Here is a 24,139-nt window from a genome sequence, read left to right on the forward strand (position 1 = left end):
CAGCGTCCTTATGCAATCGGGGACCACAAACGGCCCCGCTTGGCGGCGACATCCAGCCAGACGGCAAGGATGATGATGGCCCATGTCACGATGTACTGAACGTAGAAATCCAGCCCCACCAACAACAGTCCGTTCTGGATAAACCCAAGGATCAGCACACCGATCACGGTCTTGAACACGGTGCCCGACCCGCCCAAAAGCGACGCCCCGCCAAGGATGACAGCGGCCAGAACCTCTAGCTCCATCCCCTGCCCCACGGTGTTCTGGCTGCCCAAGCTGCGGCTGGCCTGCAACAGCCCCGCCACGGCCACGCAGAACGCGGAAATCAGGTAAGTATAAAACACCACCCGCGCGCGCGGGATGCCGGAAAAGGTTGCCGCCTGTCCATTGCCGCCCACGGCATAGACCTTGCGCCCGAACGGGGTTTTTGCCAGCAGTATGGCCAGCAGCGCCGCCAAGGCCGCGAGAATCAGGATCGGCACGGGAATGCCCATGATGCGTTCCTGCCCGAAAACCGAGAACCAAGTTTCTGACTTTTCGGCAATATCCATGTTCTTGCCGCCCGACCATGTCAGCGTCAGCCCATGGATGGCAGACAGCATTCCCAGCGTTACGATCAAGGAATTGAGCTTTAGATACCCTACCAGAAACCCGATAAACGCGCCCAGGCACAAGGTCAGCGCGAACATGGCCGGGATGGCCAGCGCCGGGCCGATCTTGTCGTGCAAGTCCAGCACTACGATGGTGGAAAACGACATCATGGACCCCACGGACAGGTCCAGATTGCCGCCGATCACCACGAAGGTGACGCCCAGCGCCATGACCCCCAGAATTGCCGAGGACCGGATCACACCCGCGATATTGTCGACCGCGATAAACCGTTGGTTGGCCAGCGCGAAGCCGATCATGAACACCGCAAAGGCAATCAGAATGCCCTGTTTGCCCAGCAGCCTGCCGATATCCTGCTTTGTCATCTGCATTTGCTTTCCTCCCAAAGGCCGCGCTCAGACCAGCGTCATGCCCCCGTCAATCATTATGATCTGGCCAGTCATGTAGTCGCTGTCACGAGAGGCCAGAAAAGTTGTCGTTCCGGTAATGTCATGTGGCGTGGCAACACGCCCTTTCAGAATGTCGGCGGAAAACTCTTCCATTGCCTGACCGGGCCGTTCGGCGGCACCAATGGCCATCAGGTCTTGGTCGACCTGCTCCCACATTTCCGTGGCGACCACGCCGGGCGCGAAACCTGTCACGGTAATATCATGCGCCGCCAAATCGCGCGCGCCCGATTGAGTCAGCGCCACCACGGCCCATTTACTGGCACAATAGGGTGCCACGTTACCAAAGCCCTGACGGCTGGCAATGCTGGCCGTGTTCACGATCTTGCCGCCGGTGCCTTGCGCGATCATCTGGCGCGCGGCTTCCTGCATTCCGATCAGGCAGCCCAGCCCGTTTATGGCCATGATGAAATTCCAGTTATCTTCGGTCACATCCAGAAAGTTCATCGGCTTGTTCACGCCGGCATTGTTGAATTTCACATCCAGACGGCCAAAGCGGTCCACGGTATGCGCAATCATGGCGCGGACCTGGTCGCGGTCGGTCACATCCACGGCGGCGTGAGCGACCTTTGCGCCCGTCGCTGCGGCGCGGGCGGCGTTTGCATCGGCCACTTCCTGCACCTTTGCCGCGTTGATATCGGCAAAACAGACATGCGCGCCTTCGTCCAGAAGCGCCTCTCCGATTGCGCGGCCTATGCCCTGCGCAGCCCCTGTCACGATACAGGACCGTCCTGCAACACGCGCCATGTCGCCCTCGTCGGTTATGTGTGGAAAAGTGCCAAAAAACGCGGGGCAGCCTTGGCCGCCCCGCGCCCCCTGGGATGGATCAGAACACCGGCTTGGTGAACTCGTCCATGTTGTCTTGGGTGATCTTCGGCGTGTCGAAATAGTTCAGGAACGGCACGTCTTCGCCGCTCAGCACGTCGATGGCGGTTTGCAGCGCGGCCTCGGCATCATCTACCGGGGACTGGTAGATTGACCCCCAGTAGTCGCCGTCGGCCATGGCGTCATAGCCCACGGCGAAATTGGTCGCGCCAACGAAGATGATCCCGTCGCGCCCGGCATCTTTGGCCGCGTTCAATGCGCCAACGCCCATGTTGTCGTCACCCGCGTAGACGCCATCAATGTCGTCATACTTGACAAGGAAGGCTTCCATCACCTGCTGAGATTTTTCGCGGTTCCAGTCGCCCGGCTGGGTTTCGACCAGCATCACGTTAGGGCAGACTTCGGGCAGACGATCCTCGAACCCCTTGGCGCGTTCGATTGCGGTGGTGTAGCCCGGCTGACCGGAAATCTGCACCACGCGGGCCTCGTCCTCGATCCCCATATCGGTGAACTTGTCACACATGATCTCTGCCGAGCGGGACCCTTGGGTGATGTTGTCAGGGCCAGAGAAGGACGCCACAAAATCGAACCCGCTTTCGGCAATGTTCGAATTGGTGACAATGACCGGAATATCAGCCTGCGCCGCGCGGCGCACAGCCGGGATCACGGCTTCGCCATTCGTCGGCCAGATGATGATTGCGTCCACTTCCTGTTGAATCAGGTCATCCATCTGCGCCAGCTGGCGCGCCACGTCGCCGCCGGCGTCCAGAACGACCGCGTTCACGTCCGGGTTTGCTTCGGCGGCGGCAATGAAAGCCCGCTCATAAGTGGTCTGATAGCTGTCAACACCCACGTTGTTCTGGGTAATGCCGATATTCATGGTGTCTGCACTTGCGGCGGCACCGATCAGCGCCGTGCTGCACGCCAAGGCCAGTTTTGCTGTTGTCTTCATATCGTTTTCCTCCCGTGTGAATTCGTATGCGATCGCAAGCCTCCCAGCATCGGAGCACAACAGGCTCTGACCGAACGCCCCTAGAGTCATCGCGATTCTGGCGCGTCATGCCTCTGACAATTTATCAACTTTGGATAGTTTTATTATCATTTTGGATTTTTTGGCGATATTTTTGGCATCCGATTTGAGCGAATTCAAACAGGAGAGATCCCATGCGCGTCAGATTGCCGCCAGACCAACACTTAGATTTTGGGAAAATGAAACACAGCACGGCACGAAATATTCAAACCGGACAATCCGTGGCAGTCCAGCCGCGCGATGCTGCTGTGGCCTTGAACGACCCCGATGTGGACCGGGTAGCTGATTTTCTAAGCGATCTTCTGGTCGAGTTGGACAGCGGGCTAGAACCCAGCACGCCCAACCCGCATTTGCGGATGATCCTGCACCTGATGCGCAGCCATTCGGAAGGGCGGATCGTCTCGCCCTCGTCGCTGGTTGCCTCTGCGGGCGTGCCCTATGCCACGGCCACCCGCAAACTGGCAGAGGTGGAAGCAGCTGGCCTGATCGACCGCCGCGCGCGCACCCGCACCGGAAAAAGCCATTCCTTACACCCCAGCGCCAACCTGCTGGAAGGGTTCAGCCAATTGGCAGACCGCATCGACCGGCTTGCACGGCAGTCCTTTGGTCTGGCCGGGCCAGCACCCGAAACCACGGATTACTATTTCGGCGGATCATACCAGCCCGGCCGCGCCGCCATTGCCCCGCCGCGCGCCCTGCCAGAACCGCTGAAACTGTCGGGGGGTTTGCGCATTCTGGTGCATGGCGACCCGACCTTCATGGTCATGGAAGGGCTAAAACGCCAATTTGAACAAATCGTTGGCACCACCATTCATCAGCGTGCTTTCAGCATCGACCGGCTGCGCGAAGAAGCGTTGCGCAACGCCGAACGCCCCAAAAGCCGTTACGATCTGATCGCCGTGGACCTGCCTTGGGTGGGCGAGTTCGTAGAGAAGGGCGTCATCCGCCCGCTGGACGGGGTTATGGACGTGGCGCGACTGGACCCGGCCGATTTTCACACAGCCGGGTGGCGCGCTGCGCATTGGGACGGTCGCCCCTACGGCGTGCCCAGCCAGACCACGCCGGAACTGATGTTCTACCGCAAGGACTGGTTCGCCAATGAGGGGCTGGAGCCGCCCACAACCACAGATGCCGTGATCGCCGCCGCGCGCCAGTTGCACAACCCGCAGCGGGGCCGCTACGGGGTGGCATGGAATGCCGCGCGCGGCACGGCGCTGGGGCATACATTCATGATGACCTGCGGTGCCTTCGGCCAGCCGATAATCGATATGCCCCGCATTGCTGGCGGGTATGACACTGACCGTCTGGCGCAAGGCGGGTTCACCCCAACGCTGAACACCGATCGCGCCCTGGAAGCAGCTGATTACCTGATGCAGCTTCTGGATTACTCACCGCCCGATATTCTATCCATGTCATGGTATGAGAGGGTGCGCCCCTACGGTGCGGGCCATGTGGCCATGGCCTATGGCTACACGCTGCTGGCCCCGTATTTTGAGCTGAACGAAAACAGCCCCGCGCATGGCAATACCGGGTATCTGCCGCATCCACATGGGCCGAAAGGCAACCCGATTGCGCCGGTGGGGGGTTATGTTCTGTGCGTGCCGGCCAATCTGGCGGAAGAGCGCATTGACGATACTGTCGAAGCGCTTGTCACCTTCACCTCGCCCGGCGCGCAGAAGCTATACGCCCAGAACGGCAGCCGGACAGAGCCGCGCTATTCCGTAGGCGCAGACCCAGAGGTGCGGCGCTTGTCGCCCATTTTCGGGCTGCTGGACCAGATGTCATGGCGTGACGAGCTGCAATTCTGGCCGCGCCCGCCGATTCCGCAAGTGTCGGACATCATCGACCTGTGCGGGCGCGAGCTGCACGACATGCTGCGGGGGATCGTCACCCCGCGCGACGCCTTGGACCGTGTGCAGTCCGAGGCAGAGAAAATCCTGAAATCCAAGGTCACTTAGGGAGGACACCATGGACCCCAACCGCCTGAAGGGCAAAAACATCCTGATTACCGGTGCCGCGCGCGGCATGGGTGCCGCCAATGCCGAAGCCTTTGCCGCCCAAGGTGCCAATGTCTGCCTTGGCGACCTGTCGCTGGAAGAAGCGCAAGAGGTGGCCGACCGCATCAACGCCGCCGGAAACGGCAAGGCCATCGCGGTCAAGATGGATGTCACCAAGCGCGAGGACAACGCCGCCGTCGTTGCCGCCACGGTTGACGCCTTCGGGTCCATCAATGTCGGCCTGTTCAATGCGGGCCTGAACAAGCCCCGGTTCTTCATGGATATCGATGAAGACAACTGGGACATGATCATGAATGTGAACACCAAGGCGATGTGGCTGGGCATGCAAGAGGTCGCGCGCCAGATGATCGCGCAAGGCCCGCAGGACAAGCCCTATAAGCTAGTCAATGTCGGCTCTATCGCCAGCCGCAAACCGCTGGTGGATGTGACGGTTTACTGCACCTCGAAATACGGCTGTCTGGCGCTGACCGAATGCGGCGCGCTTGGGCTGGCGGAACATAACATTACCGTCAATGGCTACGCGCCCGGCGTGGTGGTCACGCCGCTATGGGAACAGCTGGACAAAGATTTGGTCGAAATCGGCTTCAAGGAACGCGCGGGCCAAGCCTATGACGACATTGTCGCGAACAATCTGGTCATCAAGCGCGTGTCCTACCCCAAGGATGTGGTCGGCACGGCGTCGTTCCTATGCTCCGATGACAGCGACTACATGACTGGCCAGATGATCTCTATCGATGGTGGCTGGGTTACAAAGTAACCCGTTGTTTTTATTTGCTTCCTACCCATGAGCGGGCGTGCCTTGCACACCCGAAAGGAGACCTTCATGACACGCGCCCTGATGCCGAACCTTCTGACCCCGCAAGACCTGAAGCCCAATTGGGAATGGCGTGATCGCTTGCCCGCTTGGGGCCATACCTCGGTCGATTTCGAACGCCGGGTCGACCATGACCGCCTGCGCCGCTACCGGCTGGCGCGCACCCGGCAAAGCTTGCAGAACTCGCCCGCCGGGTCGCTGCTGTTGTTCGATGTGAACAATATTCGCTATGTCAGCGCCACCAAGATCGGCGAATGGGAACGCGACAAGATGTGCCGTTTCTGCCTGCTGACCGGCGATGACAGCCCCTATGTGTGGGATTTCGGCTCGGCTGCCGTGCACCATCAGCGCCATTCCGACTGGCTGGAACCGGACCATTGCTTGGCCGGTGTGGTCGGTATGCGCGGCACCATCCCGCCCGAATTTGGGCTGATGAAGAAATACGCCAAGATGATCGCCCAGCTCATCAAGGATGCGGGCATGGCCGATATGCCGGTGGGCGTGGATTACGCCGAAACCGCTATGTTCCATGCGCTTCAGGAAGAAGGCATCAAGGTCATCGACGGCCAGCAGATCATGCTTGCCGCGCGCGAAATCAAGAACTGGGACGAGATCCAGCTTCTGACGCAGGCCGCTGCGATGGTCGATGGCGTCTACCACATGATCTACGAAGAACTGAAACCCGGCGTGCGCGAGAACGACATCGTGGCACTCTCGAACAAGCTGCTGTATGAGATGGGGTCGGACGATGTGGAAGCGATCAACGCCATTTCAGGCGAGCGGTGCAACCCGCATCCGCATAACTTTACCGACCGGCTGATCCGGCCCGGCGACCAGTGCTTCTTTGACATTCTGCAAAGCTATCAGGGCTACCGCACCTGCTACTACCGCACCTTCAACGTGGGCCGCGCAACACCGGCGCAGAACGACGCCTATGTGAAGGCGCGTGAATGGATCGATGCGTCGATTGCCATGATCAAACCGGGTGTCACCACCGACAAGGTGGCCGAAGTCTGGCCCACCGCGGAATCCTTGGGCTTCCCGAACGAGGATGCCGCCTTCGGGCTGCAATTCGGCCACGGTCTGGGGCTGGCGCTGCACGAGCGGCCCATCATCAGCCGCGCGGTCAGTCTGGACCACCCGATGGAAATCCAGACCGGCATGGTCTTTGCGCTGGAAACCTATTGCCCCGCCGCCGATGGCTATTCCGCCGCCCGGATTGAGGAAGAGGTGGTCGTCACGGAAACCGGTTGCGAGGTGATCAGCCTGTTCCCGGCCGAAGAATTGCCGATTGCGAACCGCTACTGATCGGGCGTGGAAGGGGGGCTGTCTGCCCCCCATCCGGCCCAAGGGCCGGATTCCCCCCGAGGATATTTTTGCAAGGATGAAACAAGCGTCCCTGCGGGGGCTGAAGGGATAAGCCGATGGCCAAGGCCAAGACCAATACCGAAGACTACTTGCGAATGTATACCCAGATGGTGCGCATCCGCACCTTCGAGGATAACGCGAACCAGCTTTACCTGTCCGCCAAGATGCCGGGCCTGACGCATATGTATTCCGGCGAGGAAGCGGTGGCCGTGGGCATTTGCGAAGCGCTGACGGATGACGACCGCATCACCAGCACCCACCGGGGCCACGGGCATTGCGTGGCCAAGGGCGCGGAATTCAAGGAAATGTTCTGCGAGTTGCTGGGCAAGGCCGAGGGCTATTGCCGGGGCAAGGGCGGGTCAATGCATATTGCCGACCAAAGCCACGGCAACCTTGGCGCGAATGCCATTGTCGGCGGGTCCATGGGCATTGCCACAGGGTCCGCCCTGCGCGCCAAGCTGCAAGGGTCAGACGACGTGACCGTGTGTTTTTTTGGCGACGGCGCGACCGCGCAAGGGCTGTGGTACGAGGTGATGAACATGGCGGCACTCTGGAAGCTGCCGGTCATCTATGCCTGCGAGAATAACGGCTATTCCGAATACACCAAGACAGAGGAAATCGCCGCCGGGTCCATCACCGCGCGGGCCGAAGCCTTCGGGATCGAAAGCCACCAGGTCGATGGGCAGGATGTGCTGGCCGTCAATGAACTGACGCAAAAGCTGGTCGCCCGTGCGCGCAAGGGGGAAGGGCCGTTCTTCATCGAGTTGATGACCTATCGCTACCACGGCCACCATGTCGGCGACATCAACCGCGAATATTACCGATCCAAGGACGAAGAAAAGGACTGGAAAGACAACCGCGACCCGATCGTGCGGTTCCGGGGCTACTTGGTCGAACAAGGCATCGCATCCGAGGAGGAGATCGAGGCGATCAATGCGGCGGTCGAGAAGGACGCAGCCGATGCCGTCGCCTATGCCGAAGCTGCCGCCTACCCCGATGTGTCCGAAGTGGACATGCATATTTACGCCGCCTGAGGAGGAAAGATCATGCGCGAGATTACCCTGTCGCAGGCCGTAAACGAGGCGATTGCCGAGGAAATGCGCCGCGATCCGACCGTGTTCCTGATGGGCGAAGATGTGGCCGAGGCGGGCACGCCCTTCAAGGTGCTGTCGGGCCTTGTCGAGGAATTCGGAACCGAGCGCGTATTGGATACACCGATTTCCGAACCCGGATTCGTGGGCATGGCCGTCGGCGCCGCGATGACCGGCGCGCGCCCCATCGTGGACCTGATGTTCGGCGATTTCATCTATCTGGTCATGGACCAGCTTTGTAATCAGGCCGCCAAGCAACATTACATGTCGGGCGGCAAACTGACCGTGCCGATGGTGTTGCGCACGAATATGGGCGCGACGCGCCGCTCTGCCGCGCAGCATAGCCAAAGCCTGCAAGCCATCGTGGCGCATATTCCGGGGCTGAAAGTGGCCATGCCTTCATCAGCCTATGAAGCCAAGGGGCTGATGAAAACCGCCATCCGCGACAATAACCCGGTGGTGATTTTCGAAGACAAGCTGATGTATCAGGACAAGGCCCCTGTGCCGGAGGAGGAATATCTGATCCCCTTCGGCCAAGCGCATATCAAGCGCGAAGGGTCCGACATTACGCTGATCGGCACGTCTTCGATGGTGCAGGTGGCTGAAAAAGCCGCCGAGATGCTGGCCGCCGAAGGCATAAGCGCCGAGGTCATCGACCCGCGCACCATTGTGCCCTTGGATGAAGCAACGTTGCTGGACAGCGTAAAGAAAACCAGCCGCGCGATTGTCATAGATGAGGGCCATCAAAGCTATGGCGTAACCGCCGAGATCGCATCGCGCCTGAACGAAAAGGCATTCTACCATCTGGATGCACCTGTGCTGCGCATGGGGGCTATGGATGTGCCGGTGCCGTTCAGCCCCGCGCTGGAAGATATCACCGTGCCGACGCCCGAAGGCGTGGCCGCGAATGCGCGCAAGCTCTGCGCAGGAGAGATGATCCATGCCGCATGATGTGACAATGCCTCAACTGGGCATGGCGCAGGACGCGGGGCGTATCGTCGCCTGGCTGAAAGCGCCGGGCGACGCGGTTGCCAAGGGCGATGCCCTGTTCGAGGTCGAAACCGACAAGGCCACGATGGAGGTAGAGGCGCAGGCTTCGGGCTACTTGACCGGCGTTCTGGCCGATGAAGGCGATGACGTGCCTGTGGGGCAAGTGATCGCGCGCATCTCCGACAGTGCCGAGGATGACAGCCCTGCGCCTGCTGCCGCCCCGGAAGCCGCGCCTGTAAGCGACGCCCTGCCAGAGGGCCAACAGATCACCATGCCGCAGCTTGGCATGGCGCAAGATAGCGGGCAGATGGTGGGCTGGCTGGTCGAACTGGGCGCGCAGGTCGGCCCGGATGATCTGCTGTTCGAGGTCGAAACCGACAAAGCCACGATGGAAGTGCCCGCAGGGGCCAGCGGCTATCTGGCCGCGACCTTGGCGCAGCCGGGAGAGGATGTGGCCGTCGGCGCACCCGTGGCGATCCTGACCGCAGAGGCGCCGGAAAACCCCGTTGCGCGCGCGGCAGCAGATGTAGGCCCATCATCGCCCCCCGCCCCGGTGCCACCCGAACCAAAAGCCCCGCCACCCAGGGCCGCGGAAGCCGCAACACCCCCCAAAGCGCCGGTCCCAAAGGGCGGGCGCATTCTGGCGTCGCCCAAGGCGCGGCGCTTGGCATTGCAACAGGGGCTGGACCTGTCGCGCTTGGTAAAAGCGGGCCACCCGCAGCCTTATCATGTCGCCGATCTGGAGGTGCTGCGCGCCCTGCCCAATGCCGCGGCCCCGCAGGCCGCAAGCCAAACCAGCCGCCGCCTGACCGCACGGGTCAAACACCCGGCTTTGGACGTGTTCCTGAACTGGGCGCAGGCGCAAGGGCTGGACAACCCCGATGCCGCCTTGGCGGGGCTGCTGGGCAAAGGGCATGTCGCAACGTTGGGCATAGAGCGGGCAGGCCGCCTGCAAAGTTTCACCATCGCGCACCGCCTGTCGCAGGTTGCCGAAACCCAAGACGCGCCCGCCCTGATCTTGCGCGATCTGCGCGACAGTTTCGTGCAGGACGTGGATCTCGGGGCAGAGAATACGCCCGTGCTGACGCTGCTGCCAAAAGGCAAAGGGCTACTGCTGGTGCTGGAATGCGCGCCCGACCACCTAAGCGCGGCAGACGCAATCGAGCTTTTGAACACTGTTGCAGGACGCGTGGCGCAACCGCTTCGCCACCTGCAGTAAAGGGGACCGACATGGACCACACCGATCTTTATATCAACGGCGCATGGGTGCAGACCGACACGCGGTTTGACGTCATCAACCCGGCAACCGAAACCGTTCTGGCCTCTGTCGCCAGTGCCGAACTCGAACATGCCGACGCCGCGCTGGACGCCGCCGAAGCCGCGATGGCCGATTGGGCCAAGCGCACCCCGCGCGAACGCTCGGAAGTGCTGCGCCGCGCGTGGGAGTTGATGACCGCGCGGCTGGATCACTTCGCGCATCTGATTACGCTGGAAAACGGCAAGGCAGGCGCGGACGCACGGGGCGAGGCGACCTATGCCGCCGAATTCTTCCGCTGGTTCGCAGAGGAAGCCGTCCGCGCCGATGGGATGATTACCCATGCCCCCAGCAGCGGCGCGCGGATCATGGTGCAGCACAAGCCCGCCGGGCTGGCGGTGCTGATTACGCCTTGGAACTACCCCGCTGCGATGGGCACACGCAAGATTGCGCCCGCGCTGGCGGCAGGCTGCGCGGTCATCATCAAACCCGCGTCAGAGACGCCGCTGACCATGCTGGCGCTGATGCCGCTTCTGGCAGAGGCCGGCGTGCCGCCCGGCCTTGTGAATGTGCTGCCCTCGAAGCGCACGGGGGCGCTTGTGGACCACATGCTGCATGACCCGCGCGTGCGGGTGGTCAGCTTCACCGGGTCCACCGGTGTCGGGCGCACATTGCTGAAAGGGGCCGCCGACCAAGTGTTGAAACCGGCGATGGAACTGGGCGGCAACGCGCCCGTGCTCGTGTTTGACGATGCCGATATGGATACGGCAATCGAGGGCACGATGCTGGCCAAAATGCGCAACCTGGGCGAGGCCTGCACCGCCGCGAACCGCATATACGTTCACGCCGACATTGCCCCAGAGTTTACCGCCCGGCTGACCGCCGCCATGTCGGCGCTGAAACTGGGTGACGGCACCGACCCGTCGGTCGATGTTGGCCCGCTGGTGAATGCCGCAACCCGCGACAAGGTGGCCGCGTTCGTGGCCGATGCCGTCGCCAAGGGCGCCAAGGTCGAGTGCGGCGGCGTGGTGCCAGAGGGCACAGGCTATTTCTACCCGCCGACCGTGCTGTCGAACGTTCCCGAAAACGCCGATTGCGTGCAGGATGAAATCTTTGGTCCGGTTGCCGCGATACAGACCTTTAGCGACCAAGAAGACGTGATCGCCCGCGCCAACAACACCGAATATGGGCTGGTCGCCTATGTGTTCTCGGGCGATTTCAAGCGCGCGTTGCAGGTCTGCGAGCGGTTGGATTACGGCATGGTTGGCCTCAATCGCGGGTTGGTCAGCGACCCGGCAGCCCCCTTTGGCGGGACCAAGCAATCCGGGCTGGGCCGCGAAGGCGGGCATGAGGGGATGCTGGAATTCATGGAAACGCAATATATCTCGGCCAGTTGGTAAGGGGGCATCATGGACCTGAAAGCAAGCCCCAGCACCAAGAGCTACGCCGCCAACAAGGGCGTTGATCTGGAAGAACTGGCCCGAAAAACCGGGCGCAGCACCTTGGGCCGAGAGGATGTTGACGCACACCTGGGCGGCAACGCACCTGCCATGGGCGGGCCGGACCAGTCCCGTTATTGGGCTGTGGACCATGCCGCGCAGGGGCCTGTGTCCGAAGAACCGCTGTCGCGCATGGCCAAGGTTGCCGCCGCGAACCTGAGCGCGGCACATGCGTTGATCCCGCAGGTCACGCATCATGACCGCGCCGATATCTCTGCGGTGGATGCGTTGCGCAAAGCGTGGCGCGCAGAGGCGCAGGCGCGCGGGCTAAAACTGACCGCGCTTGCGTTTCATGTCATGGCGCTGGCGCAGTGCTTGCGCGCGTTTCCACGGTTCAACGCTTCGCTTTCCGCCGATGGTGAGACGTTGATTCTGAAAGATTACGTGCATATCGGCATCGCCGTGGACACGCCCCATGGCTTGATGGTGCCGGTTATCCGCAACGCAGACCGCAAAGGGCTGTGGGAGCTGTCCGCCGAAATCGCGGACTTGGCCGCCCGCGCGCAGGCCCGCAAGATCGGCCCGGATGAGATGGGCGGCGCGTCCATGAGCATCAGCAATCTGGGCGGCATTGGCGGCATTGGGTTTTCGCCCATCGTCAACCCCCCGGAACTGGCGATTCTGGGCATCACCCGCACCGGAACCGTCACGCTCTGGGAGGGCGACACCCCCCGCCCGGTGCCGATGGTGCCGCTGGACCTGTCCTATGACCACAGGGTTATCAACGGTGCCGATGCCGCGCGGTTCATGGCGCGCTATTGCCAGCTTCTTGCAGACCCGCGCAATATGATGGTCTGAGATGTTGCATGGCCCGCGCGCGCTGCCCTGACGGTTCGATTACCCGGCCACGGTAAGGTGCCCCAGAATTCCCGGTTCAGGAGGCCCGACCATGTCAGAGCTATCGCCCCGCCTTGGGCTGCCGTTTTTGTTGCCCGCGCAGGCTCAGAAACACGTCACGCATAACGAGGCGCTGGAGACGCTTGATATCGTCGTGCATCTGACGCTGGAAGGGATCGCGGCTGTCACTCCGCCGGTCAGCCCCGGCACCGGGCAGGTCTGGGCACTGGGCACCGGTGCGACTGGCGATTGGTCGGGCAATGACGGGCGGTTGGCGGCATGGATGGGCGATGCGTGGCACTTCATCACGCCGCTGCCGGGGTGGTGCGCGGCAATGGGCACAACGCTATACATCTGGGACGGCACCGCATGGCAAATCGCAGCGCCTGACAGTCTGAACAATATGACGGGCATAGGCATCAATGCCAGCGCCGATGCGGTGAACCGGCTGGCGCTGTCCTCGGAGGCCAGCTTGTTCACGCATGATGGCGCGGGGCATCAGGTCAAGATCAACAAGGCGGGGGTGACGGATACCGCAAGCCTGTTGTTCCAAACCAACTGGTCGGGGCGGGCCGAACTGGGGACAGCAGGCAATGACGATTTCAGCCTAAAGGTCAGCGCCAATGGCAGCGCGTGGCACGAGGCGATGGTAATCGACGCCGCCAACGGTATGGCCAGCTTTCCCGCCGGTCTGGACGTGAACGGCACGCTGACCGGGACCGCCGTGACCCAAAGCGCAACCGATACCAGCGCGGACAGGCTGCTAAAGGTCGGCGATTTTGGGCTGGGTGCCATGACGCCCCCGGCGGTGTCGGACCTGACAACCGCCCTTGCAGCGGGGTTCTACAGCATTCCCGATATGGCCACGGCAACAGGCGTACCCGCAGGCCAAAGCGGCGCGGGCACGCTGCTGGTCATGGGTGCCGCGGCAGGGGCCACCTTTCTGCTGGGATTGCCGGTTGCCAGCGGGGCCGCGCAAGGGTTCTGGCTTGGGTCGCGCGCTGCGGCCACGGGGGCGATAACTTGGTCGAAACTTTGGACCTCTGCCAATACCACGGTCGATGCCAACGGTTTTCTGCGCGAAGCCTAAGCCGTGTCAGCCAAGGCGCATCAATTCTTCATGGCGCGCGATGGCGGTCTCGATATCGTCGAAGAACTCCAACACGCCATTGTGCAACACCAGCCCGCTGTTGCAGAAATTGCGCATGTCCGACATATTGTGACTAATCATGATGGCGTCGGCTTGCGCCATGCGGGCCTTGAACACTGTTTGGCTGCGTTCGCGAAAGCTTTTGTCGCCCGCGCCTGTGACCTCGTCAATCAGGTAGGTGTCAAAGGGAATGCCCATGGCCACCCCGAAGGACAGGCGCGACTTCATCCCCGCAGAATAGGTGCGCCAAGGCATGTTGAAATGCGTGCCGATCTGGGCGAATTCCTCGACGAACGCGGCTAGGGAATCCGTGTCGACGCCGTAGCACCGGGCCAGAAACCGCGTATTCTGAAGCCCGGTCATGTCGGGGTGAAAGCTGTTCGCGCCACCGATGGGCCACGAAATCTTGCCACGTCGGATGACATGGCCCGCCGTGGGCTGCATGGTGCCCGCGATGATCTGCATTAGCGTGGATTTCCCCGCGCCATTGCGCCCCAGCAACCCCAAGGACCGGCCCGGCGGCAGATCCAGTGTCAGATCTTTGAAAACGGTATGCTTGCCGCCCGGAATATCGAATGTTTTGCACAGGTTCTGAAGCTGGATCATGCGGCCTCGTCAGCCCCGGTCGCGCAGACTGTAATAGACCAGCGCGCCCACGGACCACGCCAATAGGCCGAAAAAAGCCGTCAAGGCCACCAGCAACAGCTTGCGCGGATACTCGTCGGTTTCTGCGGCCGTGGGCGCGATAAAGGTCGCCAGATACAGTTGTTGCCGTTCCGCCGCTGCACGGGCCTGGTTCAACGCGGTCAGCGACACATGGTAGATTTCCTCGGCGAATTGCACATCAACGCGCAGCCCTTCATAGGTTGCCAGCAAGCTGGGATAGCTGTCGTCATCCTGCGCAGTGCCGTTGCTAGAATAGCTGGCGCGTTCCCCCGCGATGCGTTCCTCTATGGCCCGAATGCGGCGATCAAGCTGCCGCACACGCGGGTCACTGGCATCGGTGGCTTGCAACAGCAAATCAAGATCGACCATCGCCTGCGCAAGCTGCTGCTGCAAATTTGCGACCACACCCATCCGCCCCTGAATATCGGCTTGCGGATCTAGGATCTGGGTGCGGGCCTGAAATGCCACCAGCGCCTCGCGCGCGCTGCGCAAATCGGTCAGGGCCTGTTCCAGATCGGCCTCTGCATTGGCGATACTGTCGCGGCGGGCCTGCGCGTTCAGCGTGTTTATCATGGCTTCGCTCTGGGCCACGATCTCTCTGGCAATCCGTTGGGCCATGTCCGCGTCGCGCGCGCGCACCTCCACCATGATAACGCCCGAGGACTTGTCATAGGTGATCCGGGTCATCTGCCGCCAGAAACGCGACAGTTTCTCGATCGTGACATCGGGCGGGATGGAATAGACCGGGTCCAGCGGCCAGAACTGGGTGTAATGGCCGACAAGGTCCAGCTCCGCATCAATGCGCCGAACAATTTCCTGACTCTGGATAAACTCGAACAACAGGTCGGAATTGCTGGCAGAGGGCGTGCCCAGAACCTGCGACAGGCCGCCCAACATCTGGCCTGCTGACACGCTTTCGTCCTGCCGCACCACAAAGCCGGTCTCTGACGCATATTGCGGCTTCGCCAGAACGACCAGATACAGCGATGTCAGCAGCACCGGCAGGGCCACCATCAGCAAAAGGCTTATAATCAGGCCCTTGTGACGGCTGCGCAAAACCGCATGTTTCGCCATCTTCTGCGCAAGCGTCTGGACCGGAGTTTGCGCCGCCGGGTTGTGCGTTGGGGCCTGCGTGTTCAAAGCTCCGAACCTGCTTTGCTTGCCAGATTGATTCTAAATTTAATTATCTACATACTTGCGGTTGTAAAAACCAGCGCAGAGACGATAAGTGCCCGGCACGCCGCCTAAAATCGACAACTTGCCGCTGCCAGCCACAGAAAGCCCGGCCGTGTCGGCCCTGCGGTGCATTGCGGCGCTGATGCTTCGAGAGATGGGCACGCGCTATGGTCGACGTCCCGGCGGCTATGTCTGGGCGGTGCTGCAACCGCTGGGCATCATCATCATCATTGCTTTCGCATTTTCGCTGATCGCGCAATCGCCCGCGCTTGGCACCAGCTTCTTGTTGTTCAAAGCGACCGGGATGCTTGTTTTGCAGACCTTCAACGCATTGGGCAGCAATGTCGGGCGCGCCATGAACTACTCGCGCGCGCTTCTGTTCTTCCCGCGGGTCAGCTGGATAGACGCGGTGATCGCGCGCTTCCTACTCAACGCGCTGGTGTCATTGGCCGCGGCGTGCATCATCCTTGTTGGCATCATCCTGTTCGAAGACCTGAAAACCGTGCTTGACTGGGGACAGATTTTTCTTGCGGTGGTGCTGATCTGTGCGTTGGGATTCGGCATCGGGTGCTTGAATTGCTACCTGTTCCAAAGGTTCCCGGTCTGGGACGACATTTGGGGTATCCTGACAGCCCCTCTTTTCGTCATTTCCGGGGTGCTGTTTCTGTACGAAGACCTGCCCCCCTTTGCGCAGGATATCTTGTGGTATAACCCGATCATGCACATCACCGGGCTGATGCGAGAGGGTTTCTACCCGGTCTATTCGCCCGGCTATATCTCTGTTGCCTATACCGCCGCCTGTGCCTTGGTGCCGATGGTCATCGGGCTTTTGTTGTTGCGGCAGTATCACCGCGACCTGCTTTACAGATAACCCCACGCCAATGCTGCCAGCGGTCATTCGCTGTGCTATGGTCTGGATATGTAGTCACATCAGGGGCGTGCCATGCGGTCGGTTTTTCATCTTGCGACACATAGTTTGCAGGGGGGCCATGCGGTGCATGGCGCGCGGCGCAAAGCCCCCCTTCTTGGGCTGATTCTGGGGGCCGCGCTGGTCTGGGCCACGCAGGCCACCGCCCAAGACAACCCCTTGCCCCCCCGATTTGCCACAATGCTGGACAATACCGACCTGCCGGGCGGCGACCTGATGCCGATATTCAACACCAATCTGGCGCAATGCCATGCCGCTTGCCTGCGCGATCCCGAATGCACGGCCTTCACGTTCAACCAGCGTGCGGGCGCGTGCTTTCCCAAATCGCAACCGGGTGCGGCAGTGCCGTTCGAGGGCGCGCTGTCCGGGCGTATGACCGAACACGACCGCGCCACGCAAACCCGCGCGGCGCAAACCCGTGCCGACCTGACATTCCTTTCGGCTGCCGACCATGACCGCGCACGCGCACAAGCCGAAACCATGGCAGAGCGCTATTACGCCAATGGCATGCGCGAAGCCGCGCTGCTAGAGGGCGCGACCGGAGACCGCGCGGTTCTGTTCACCGGCGCTGCCGTGACCGTCGCAGATTCGGGCGCGGCGTGGCTGGCCCATGCAAACGCGCTTCTGGCGCAAGCCGCCCGCGACAACCAGCCCAGCGCAGATCTGCAACGCCGGGCAATCCTTGCCGCGACCAATGCCGCGCTGCGTCTGGACAGCCCCGCGCCCGCGCTTGTCACCTTGGCCGATGCATTGGAAAAACGCTTTCGCGGAGAAGATGCCTTGGCCGCGATCCGTCTGGCAGAGGCCCTGCGCCCCGGCATCGCCCCCGATCTTCTGACGGAACTGCGCGACAAATACGGCTTCCGGCTGCTTTCGCATGATGTGGACAGCAGCAGCGCCGCGCCGCGCATTTGCGCAAGATTTTCCGAACCGCTTCTGGCCAATCGCGATTACACGCCTTTTCTGGCGGGGGATGTGCGCGGGTTGGTGCCAGAGGTCGACGACCGCCAGCTATGCCTGACCGGCGTTGACTATGGCGCGCGCTATGACATCCGCCTGCGTGCGGGCATGCCCGCAGCGGGGGGCGACACGCTGGCGCGCGACCTGCCCTTGGCCGTCTATATCCGCGACCGCGCGCCCTTGGTGCGCTTTCCGGGGCGCGGCTATGTGCTGCCCGCCACCGGGCCGCGCGCCCTGCCGGTGGAAACGGTCAATGCCGACAGTTTGGACCTGACACTTTACCGCATTTCCGACCGCAACCTAGTTGCCACTATCCGCGACGGCAATTTTGCCCAAGCCCTAGACATGTGGGAGGGCGAGCGCCTAACCGAAGATCTAGCCGAACAAATCTGGCAGGGCAGCGCCACGCTTTCGGGCACGCTGAACCGCGAAACCCGCTCGCGCCTGCCCTTGGCCGAAGCCGGAACGCTGCAACCGGGCGCTTACCTGCTGCAAGCCGCCGTGCCGGGGCGCGACCCGTATCAAACGGCCCCAGCCTCGCAATGGTTCATGGTGTCTGATCTGGGTGTCAGCAGCCTGTCGGGCAGCGACGGGTTGCATGTGGTGGTGCAAGCACTCTCGACCGGGCAACCCGTGGAAGGCACCGACGTGGCGCTGGTCGCGCGGTCAAACCGTGTGCTGGGGCAGGCCGTGACCGATGCGCAGGGCATGGTGCATTTCCCTGCTGCGCTCGCCGCAGGCACAGGCAGCGCCGCGCCCGCGCTGATTACCGTTGCGAAAGGCAAGGATACGACCGCGCTGTCGCTGAAAGACCCCGAATTCGACCTGTCCGATCGCGGCGTCGAAGGGCGCGCAGCCCCCGGCCCGGTGGACATGTTCATCGCCACCGATCGCGGTGCGTATCGGCCCGGAGAGGTGATCCACGCCACCGCCCTTGCGCGCGACGCCCGTGCCGCGGCCTTGCCCGGCCTGCCGGTGATCGCACGGCTTATGCGGCCCGATGGCGTGGAATATTCCCGCGCACTTAGCACCGACGACCGCGCGGGGGGCCACGTGTTCACGCTGCCGCTTGGGGCCGATGTGCCGCGCGGCGCGTGGCGGCTGGATATGCTGTCGGACCCGGATGCCCCCGCGCTGGCCAGCGCGCGGCTGCTGGTCGAGGATTTCTTGCCCGAACGGATCGACTTTGACCTGTCGCTTTCCGCTGACGGCCCGGTGAATTCGCTGAACCCGCCGCATCTGGAAATTGCCGCGCGCCACCTGTTCGGCGCTGCCGCCGAGGGGTTGGAATTGTCCGGCAGTGCCATTTTGCGCCCCGCCACAACACGCGACGGCTGGGCAGGCTATGTCTTTGGCCGCCACGATCAACGGGTGGACCCGCAGCGCTTTCCATTGGGCGCTGCTGTGACCAATGCCGAAGGCCGCCTGTCGACCCGGCTTCTTTTCGAGGATGCCACCTTCGATGCGCGGCCCTACACGCTTGAGCTGACCGCCACGCTGCTGGACGGGGCCGCGCGGCCTGTGGAACGCAATCTGACCGCGCCGGTCGCCGCCACGCGCCCCATGATCGGCATTCGCCCGGGTTTTGACGACACGCTTCCCCAAGGGGCCGAAGCCGTGTTCGATCTGGCGCTGGTCGGCACGGACGGGCAGGCCATGCCGGGTGCGCTGGCGTGGCAGGTCGACCGTGTGGAAACGCGCTACCAATGGTATAGCGTCGATGGCCGCTGGAACTGGGAACCCGTGACCGAGCGCAACCGCGTGGCCGAGGGGTCGCTGGACGGCACCGGGCAAATTGCCGTGCCGTTGGACTGGGGCCAGTATGAGCTGCGCGTCACCCATGACGGTGCGGACTATGCCAGTGCCTCTATTCCCTTTGCTGCCGGATGGTATGGGGCCACGGCAGGGCGCGACACGCCCGACCGGCTGGCCGTGGCGCTGGACCGCGACGCCTACCGCCCCGGCGACACCGCGCGCCTGCGCCTGACCGGCGAAGGCATGGCGCTGGTCAGCGTGCTGTCGGACCGGGTGATCGACATGCAACTGGTTGAATTGGCAGGAGAGTCCGAAATCACCCTGCCCGTGACCGATGACTGGGGCACAGGCGCTTATGTGACCGCCAGCCTGCTGCGCGGCGCCGACAGCGTGGAAGAGATGCCCACCCGCAGCATGGGGCTGGCCCATGCCGCAATTGATCCGGGCGCGAAAGCGCTCAGCGTGTCGATTGATGCCCCAGAAGCCGCCGACCCGCGCGGACGGATGGAAGTGACGCTGACGTCAGACAGCGACGGCCCGGTCTATGCCACGCTTGCGGCGGTGGACCTTGGCATTCTGACGCTGACGGATTTCGACAGCCCCGACCCGGCGGCGCATTACTTCGGCCAGCGCCGCCTTGGCGTGGCGCTGCGCGACATTTACGGACGGCTGATAGATGCGCGGGCGGGCGCGATGGGGCAGGTGCGCTCTGGCGGCGACGCATCGGGCATTGACCGCGCTGGCCCCGCGCCGACCGAGGCGCTGCTGGCGCTGTTCGAAGGGCCGATCACGCTGGAAAATGGCCAAGCCACCGTCGGGTTTGACCTGCCCGCCTTCAACGGCACGGTGCGGCTGATGGCGGTGGCATGGTCCGACACGGGCGTCGGCCAAGCCAGCACCGATGTGCTGGTCCGCGACCCGGTCGTGGTGCAGCCCAGCCTGCCGCGCTTCCTGACGCCCGGCGATACCAGCCGGATGCGGCTGGAGCTGACCCATGCAACAGGTGTGGCAGGCGAGATGGCGCTGCGCGTGACCGGCCATGGCCTTGGCACTGTGCCAGACAGCGTAACGCTGGCAGATGGCGGGCGCGCCGTGCTGGATCTGGCGCTCTCCCCCACCGCCTTGGGCGATCATGCCTACCGCGTGGACCTGACCACGCCAGAGGGCCGTGTCCTGACCCGCGAAGTGACGTTAACGGTGCAACGCACCGACCCGGACATCGCGCGGTCGTCGCAATTCGTGCTGGCCCCGGGCGAGAGTTTCCGCTTTGACGCCAACGCGCTGGATGGGTTGCGCGACGGCGCGCGCGCCACATTGGTTGCAGGCGCGGGTGCTGCACTGGACCTGCCCGGCCTGGTGCAACGGCTGACGGGCTACCCTTATGGCTGCACCGAACAACTGGCCTCTGGCATCCAACCGCTGCTACTGGCATCGGGTGCGGCAATAGAGCTGGGGCTTGTCACCGAACCCGAGGCGCAAGCGCGCATTCAATCCGCGATCGACCGTATCCTGACGCGCCAATCGCGCACCGGCAATTTCGGGCTGTGGGGCGCGGGCGGGTATGACCTGTGGCTTGATTCCTATGTCACCGATGTGCTGACCCGCGCGGCGGACCAAGGGGCAACGGTGCCCGATACCGCGCTGCGCATGGCGCTCGACAACCTGCGCAACGAGGTGGCACAGGCGGGCGAGCTGTACGACAACGCCGCCGCCATTGCCTATGCGCTTTATGTGCTGGCGCGCGCGGGCGAAGCGGCAATTGGCGATTTGCGCTATTATGCCGACACGTTGGCCGAAAAGTTCGACACGCCGCTGGCCGCCGCGCAACTGGGGGGGGCGCTTGCCGCCTATGGCGAGCAGGCCCGCGCCGATGCGATGTTCCGCCAAGCTGCCGCGCTGGCCCAAACCAACGGCGCGCAAGGCTACCGCCGCGATTATGGCACGGGCCTGCGCGACCGCGCAGGGCTTTTGGCGCTCGCCTCCGAAGCGGGCAGCGGCGCGGTGGACCGCGTGCTTTTGGCGCGGCAAATTTCGCAGCGCGGGGCGGTGCATGAATTGTCCACGCAAGAAGCCGCGTGGTCGCTGCAAGCTGCCGTGGCGCTTGCAGCGGATGGCGGGGGGCTTAGCGTCGATGGTCGCGCGGTCGCGGGCAATGTGGTGCAGCTTTACGATGGTAGCGCGCGCCGCATCACCAATACCGGGGACGCGCCAACGACCGTGACGCTAACGGCCTTCGGGGTGCCAGATGTCGCCCCGCCCGCCCAAGGCAACGGCTACGCCATAACCCGCAGCTACTACACGCCAGAGGGCGCGCCTGCCGATCTGGACAGCCTGCGCGTGGGCGACCGGCTGATCGCTGTGCTAGACGTGCGGCCTGATCGCGGCATTGCCGGGGGTCGGCTGATGGTGGATGACGCGCTGCCCGCAGGGCTGGAGATTGACAATCCCAACCTGCTGCGCAGCGGTGATATTCGGGCGCTGGACTGGCTGAACCTGCACGGCGCGGCCCAGATGACCGAAGCGCGCAGCGACCGTTTTCTGGCCGCCGTGGACTGGACCGAAAGCGCCCCCTTGCGGCTGGCTTATGCGGTGCGCGCGGTGTCACCGGGCGATTTTCACCACCCGGCCGCGCAGGTCGAAGATATGTATCGCCCCAGCCTGCGCGCCATCACCGACACGGGCCGCGTGACCATCGCGCCATGAGATGGGCGCTTTGCCTTGTCGCGGTCTGTGCCACCGCGGGCTGGTTTGTGCTGGACCGCTGGGTGGCCACGACCGATCTGCCGCCCCTTGCCCCGGCCACTTCTGCCGAAGTGCTGGCCGAAGATGGCACGCTGCTGCGCGCCTACACGGTCGCAGATGGGCGCTGGCGGCTGGCGCTGGACCCCGCCCGCGTGGATGCAACCTATCTGGCCATGCTGCTGGCCTACGAGGACCAGCGCTTTCACAGCCACATGGGCATTGACCCCGTGGCGCTGCTGCGCGCCGCGTGGTCGGCGGTGCGGACAGGGCGCATGGTGTCGGGTGGGTCCACCTTGACCATGCAGGTCGCGCGGCTGCTGGAGGACGGGCCAACCGGCACATGGGCAGGCAAGGCGCGGCAAATCCGGCTGGCCTTGGCGCTGGAGCGGCGCTTGGAAAAGGACGCGATCCTGTCGCTTTACCTGCACCTTGCCCCGATGGGCGGCAATCTGGAAGGGCTGCGCAGCGGGGCGCGGGCGTGGTTTGGCAAAGACCCCGCGCGGCTGACACCCGCGCAGGCCGCGCTGCTGATCGCGCTGCCGCAATCCCCCGCCGCCCGCAGCCCCGACAGCCACGCACATGCCGCGCGCCTAGCCCGCGACCGGGTGCTGGAGCGCGCGGTGGTTGCAAACGTGCTGACCCGTGCCGAAGCGGATGCCGCCAAACGCGAACCCGTGCCCAGCGCGCGCCGCGCCTTCCCGGCGCTTGCCCCGCATCTGGCGGACCGGCTTGTGGCCGCGCATCCGGGCCAAAGGCTGCACCGCACCACGCTGGACGCGACCCTGCAAGCGGCACTGGAACAGGTGGCCGAAGATACCTTGCGCGATCTGCCGCCGCGCGCCGGGATAGCGCTGGTGCTGGCCGATGCACAGACGGGCCGCGTTCGCGCCCATATCGGCGGGGCCTATGGCGATGACGCGCGCGGCGGGTTCAACGACATGACACGCGCCCTGCGCTCGCCCGGGTCCACGCTGAAACCGCTGGTCTATGGCTTGGCGTTCTCCGACGGGCTGGCGCACCCCGAAACGCTGGTCAATGACCGCCCCGCCAGCTTTGGCGGCTATGCGCCGCAGAATTTCGACGGGCGGTTTCGTGGCCCGGTCTCGGTGCGCGAGGCGTTGCAACTCTCGCTGAACCTGCCAGTGGTCGAGATGACGAACACGCTTGGCCCCGCCCGGCTGATGGCGGCGTTGCGCCGCGCGGGGGTGGCAACCGCGCTTGACGGGCCACCAGGTTTGGCCGTGGCCTTGGGCGGGGTGGGCCTGTCGCTGGACGGGCTGGTGCAGCTATACGCCGGGATCGCGCGGGGCGGGGCGGCAGTTGCCTTGCAGAGCACGCCCGGCCCGGTGCAAAGCGGCGCGCAAGTGATCGGGGCCGAAGCCGCTTGGCATTTGGGGCAGATCTTGGCGCGTGCCCCGCGCCCGGCCCATCTGCCGGGCTGGCCCTTGGCCTTCAAGACCGGCACATCCTATGGGCACCGCGACGCATGGGCCGTGGGCTTTGACGGCAGCCACGTTGCCGGCGTCTGGATTGGCCGCGCCGATGGCACGCCCCTGCCCGGCACATTCGGGCTGGATGCCGCAGCCCCCGTGCTGTTCGAGGCCTTCGCGCGCCTTGGCCCGCGCCCAGAACCCTTACCACCCGCCCCGCCGGGCACGCTGGATGTGGCGCATTCCCAGCTGCCCGCGCCCCTGCGCCGCTTCGGCCCGCAACTGGCCATGGATGCCGATGCGCCGAAACTGGCCTTCCCGCCCAAAGGCGCGGCGCTGCGCCCGGTTGGGGGCCGGGTGCTGGCGCGCGTGGACCGCGGCCGCGCGCCCTTTACATGGTTCGCCAATGGCGCGCCTGTGCTGACCCGCAGCCATGAACGCGAGGCGCACCTGCCCCTGCCCGGCCCCGGCTTTGTCACACTGTCGGTGGTCGATGCCGCAGGCCGCGCGGCCCGGGTAGAGGTAGAGTTGCGTTAGGATAGCGCCGCAT

The 24,139-nt window shown here is 63.7% G+C and carries 17 protein-coding genes; 12 read left to right on the forward strand and 5 right to left on the reverse strand.

Annotated features, from left to right (window positions below; genetic code table 11):
• Nucleotides 1-8: 8 nt before the first annotated feature.
• The 3 genes from AWT76_RS15650 to AWT76_RS15660 form a co-directional block, all read right to left on the reverse strand.
• Entirely contained in the window at nucleotides 9-974 is a 966-nt protein-coding gene (locus tag AWT76_RS15650) for an ABC transporter permease (RefSeq protein WP_072247777.1), read from the reverse strand.
• 30 nt (nucleotides 975-1,004) lie between these two features.
• Nucleotides 1,005-1,802 carry an SDR family NAD(P)-dependent oxidoreductase gene (locus tag AWT76_RS15655; RefSeq protein WP_072247176.1) on the reverse strand — a complete coding sequence of 266 codons (798 nt, stop codon included), beginning with the start codon at nucleotides 1,800-1,802 and terminating at the stop codon, nucleotides 1,005-1,007.
• 79 nt (nucleotides 1,803-1,881) lie between these two features.
• On the reverse strand, nucleotides 1,882-2,832 hold the full coding sequence (locus AWT76_RS15660) for a sugar ABC transporter substrate-binding protein (protein WP_072247178.1): 951 nt from the start codon (nucleotides 2,830-2,832) through the stop codon (nucleotides 1,882-1,884).
• 257 nt (nucleotides 2,833-3,089) lie between these two features.
• Here AWT76_RS15660 and AWT76_RS15665 point away from each other — a divergent pair, with 257 nt between their 5' ends.
• From AWT76_RS15665 to AWT76_RS15705, 9 genes are all read left to right on the forward strand, one after another.
• Complete coding sequence (locus AWT76_RS15665; RefSeq protein ID WP_072247180.1) at nucleotides 3,090-4,868, forward strand: ABC transporter substrate-binding protein; 1,779 nt, start codon at nucleotides 3,090-3,092, stop codon at nucleotides 4,866-4,868.
• Nucleotides 4,869-4,878: 10 nt separating this feature from the next.
• Nucleotides 4,879-5,685 (forward strand): SDR family NAD(P)-dependent oxidoreductase, encoded by an 807-nt coding sequence (locus AWT76_RS15670; RefSeq protein ID WP_072247182.1) that lies wholly within the window; start codon nucleotides 4,879-4,881, stop codon nucleotides 5,683-5,685.
• 66 nt (nucleotides 5,686-5,751) lie between these two features.
• Entirely contained in the window at nucleotides 5,752-7,050 is a 1,299-nt protein-coding gene (locus tag AWT76_RS15675) for a M24 family metallopeptidase (RefSeq protein WP_072247183.1), read from the forward strand.
• A gap of 116 nt (nucleotides 7,051-7,166) precedes the next feature.
• Nucleotides 7,167-8,144: a thiamine pyrophosphate-dependent dehydrogenase E1 component subunit alpha gene (locus AWT76_RS15680; RefSeq protein ID WP_072247184.1), complete on the forward strand. Its 978-nt coding sequence runs from the start codon at nucleotides 7,167-7,169 to the stop codon at nucleotides 8,142-8,144.
• A 12-nt stretch (nucleotides 8,145-8,156) separates the two neighbouring features.
• Complete coding sequence (locus tag AWT76_RS15685) at nucleotides 8,157-9,152, forward strand: alpha-ketoacid dehydrogenase subunit beta (protein WP_072247185.1); 996 nt, start codon at nucleotides 8,157-8,159, stop codon at nucleotides 9,150-9,152.
• Nucleotides 9,142-10,410, forward strand: coding sequence for a biotin/lipoyl-containing protein (locus AWT76_RS15690; RefSeq protein WP_072247186.1), 1,269 nt, complete (start codon nucleotides 9,142-9,144; stop codon nucleotides 10,408-10,410). The genes AWT76_RS15685 and AWT76_RS15690 overlap by 11 nt, the downstream gene beginning before the upstream one ends.
• Nucleotides 10,411-10,421: 11 nt before the next feature.
• Nucleotides 10,422-11,846 (forward strand): NAD-dependent succinate-semialdehyde dehydrogenase, encoded by a 1,425-nt coding sequence (locus tag AWT76_RS15695; protein WP_072247188.1) that lies wholly within the window; start codon nucleotides 10,422-10,424, stop codon nucleotides 11,844-11,846.
• 9 nt (nucleotides 11,847-11,855) lie between these two features.
• Nucleotides 11,856-12,743: a 2-oxo acid dehydrogenase subunit E2 gene (locus tag AWT76_RS15700; protein WP_082700244.1), complete on the forward strand. Its 888-nt coding sequence runs from the start codon at nucleotides 11,856-11,858 to the stop codon at nucleotides 12,741-12,743.
• Nucleotides 12,744-12,834: 91 nt separating this feature from the next.
• Complete coding sequence (locus AWT76_RS15705; protein WP_072247192.1) at nucleotides 12,835-13,872, forward strand: DUF2793 domain-containing protein; 1,038 nt, start codon at nucleotides 12,835-12,837, stop codon at nucleotides 13,870-13,872.
• 6 nt (nucleotides 13,873-13,878) lie between these two features.
• Here AWT76_RS15705 and AWT76_RS15710 read toward each other — a convergent pair whose 3' ends face one another.
• Together AWT76_RS15710 and AWT76_RS15715 are read right to left on the reverse strand one after the other, a co-directional pair.
• A complete protein-coding gene (locus tag AWT76_RS15710; protein ID WP_072247194.1) occupies nucleotides 13,879-14,538 on the reverse strand; it encodes an ABC transporter ATP-binding protein in 660 nt (219 codons plus the stop codon).
• A 9-nt stretch (nucleotides 14,539-14,547) separates the two neighbouring features.
• Nucleotides 14,548-15,672: a KpsE/RkpR family capsule polysaccharide export protein gene (locus AWT76_RS15715; protein ID WP_072247196.1), complete on the reverse strand. Its 1,125-nt coding sequence runs from the start codon at nucleotides 15,670-15,672 to the stop codon at nucleotides 14,548-14,550.
• Nucleotides 15,673-15,886: 214 nt separating this feature from the next.
• Here AWT76_RS15715 and AWT76_RS15725 point away from each other — a divergent pair, with 214 nt between their 5' ends.
• From AWT76_RS15725 to pbpC, 3 genes are all read left to right on the forward strand, one after another.
• On the forward strand, nucleotides 15,887-16,645 hold the full coding sequence (locus AWT76_RS15725) for an ABC transporter permease (protein ID WP_245638830.1): 759 nt from the start codon (nucleotides 15,887-15,889) through the stop codon (nucleotides 16,643-16,645).
• Nucleotides 16,646-16,717: 72 nt separating this feature from the next.
• On the forward strand, nucleotides 16,718-22,120 hold the full coding sequence (locus tag AWT76_RS15730) for an alpha-2-macroglobulin family protein (RefSeq protein WP_082700245.1): 5,403 nt from the start codon (nucleotides 16,718-16,720) through the stop codon (nucleotides 22,118-22,120).
• The gene (gene pbpC, locus AWT76_RS15735; protein ID WP_072247200.1) at nucleotides 22,117-24,126 is read left to right on the forward strand and encodes a penicillin-binding protein 1C; all 2,010 of its coding nucleotides are present in this window, start codon (nucleotides 22,117-22,119) and stop codon (nucleotides 24,124-24,126) included. Before AWT76_RS15730 ends, pbpC begins: the two co-directional genes overlap by 4 nt.
• Nucleotides 24,127-24,139 lie beyond the last annotated feature (13 nt).

Origin of the sequence: Roseibaca calidilacus (genome assembly GCF_001517585.1) — a bacterium.
In the GTDB taxonomy this organism is placed as follows: domain Bacteria; phylum Pseudomonadota; class Alphaproteobacteria; order Rhodobacterales; family Rhodobacteraceae; genus Roseinatronobacter; species Roseinatronobacter calidilacus.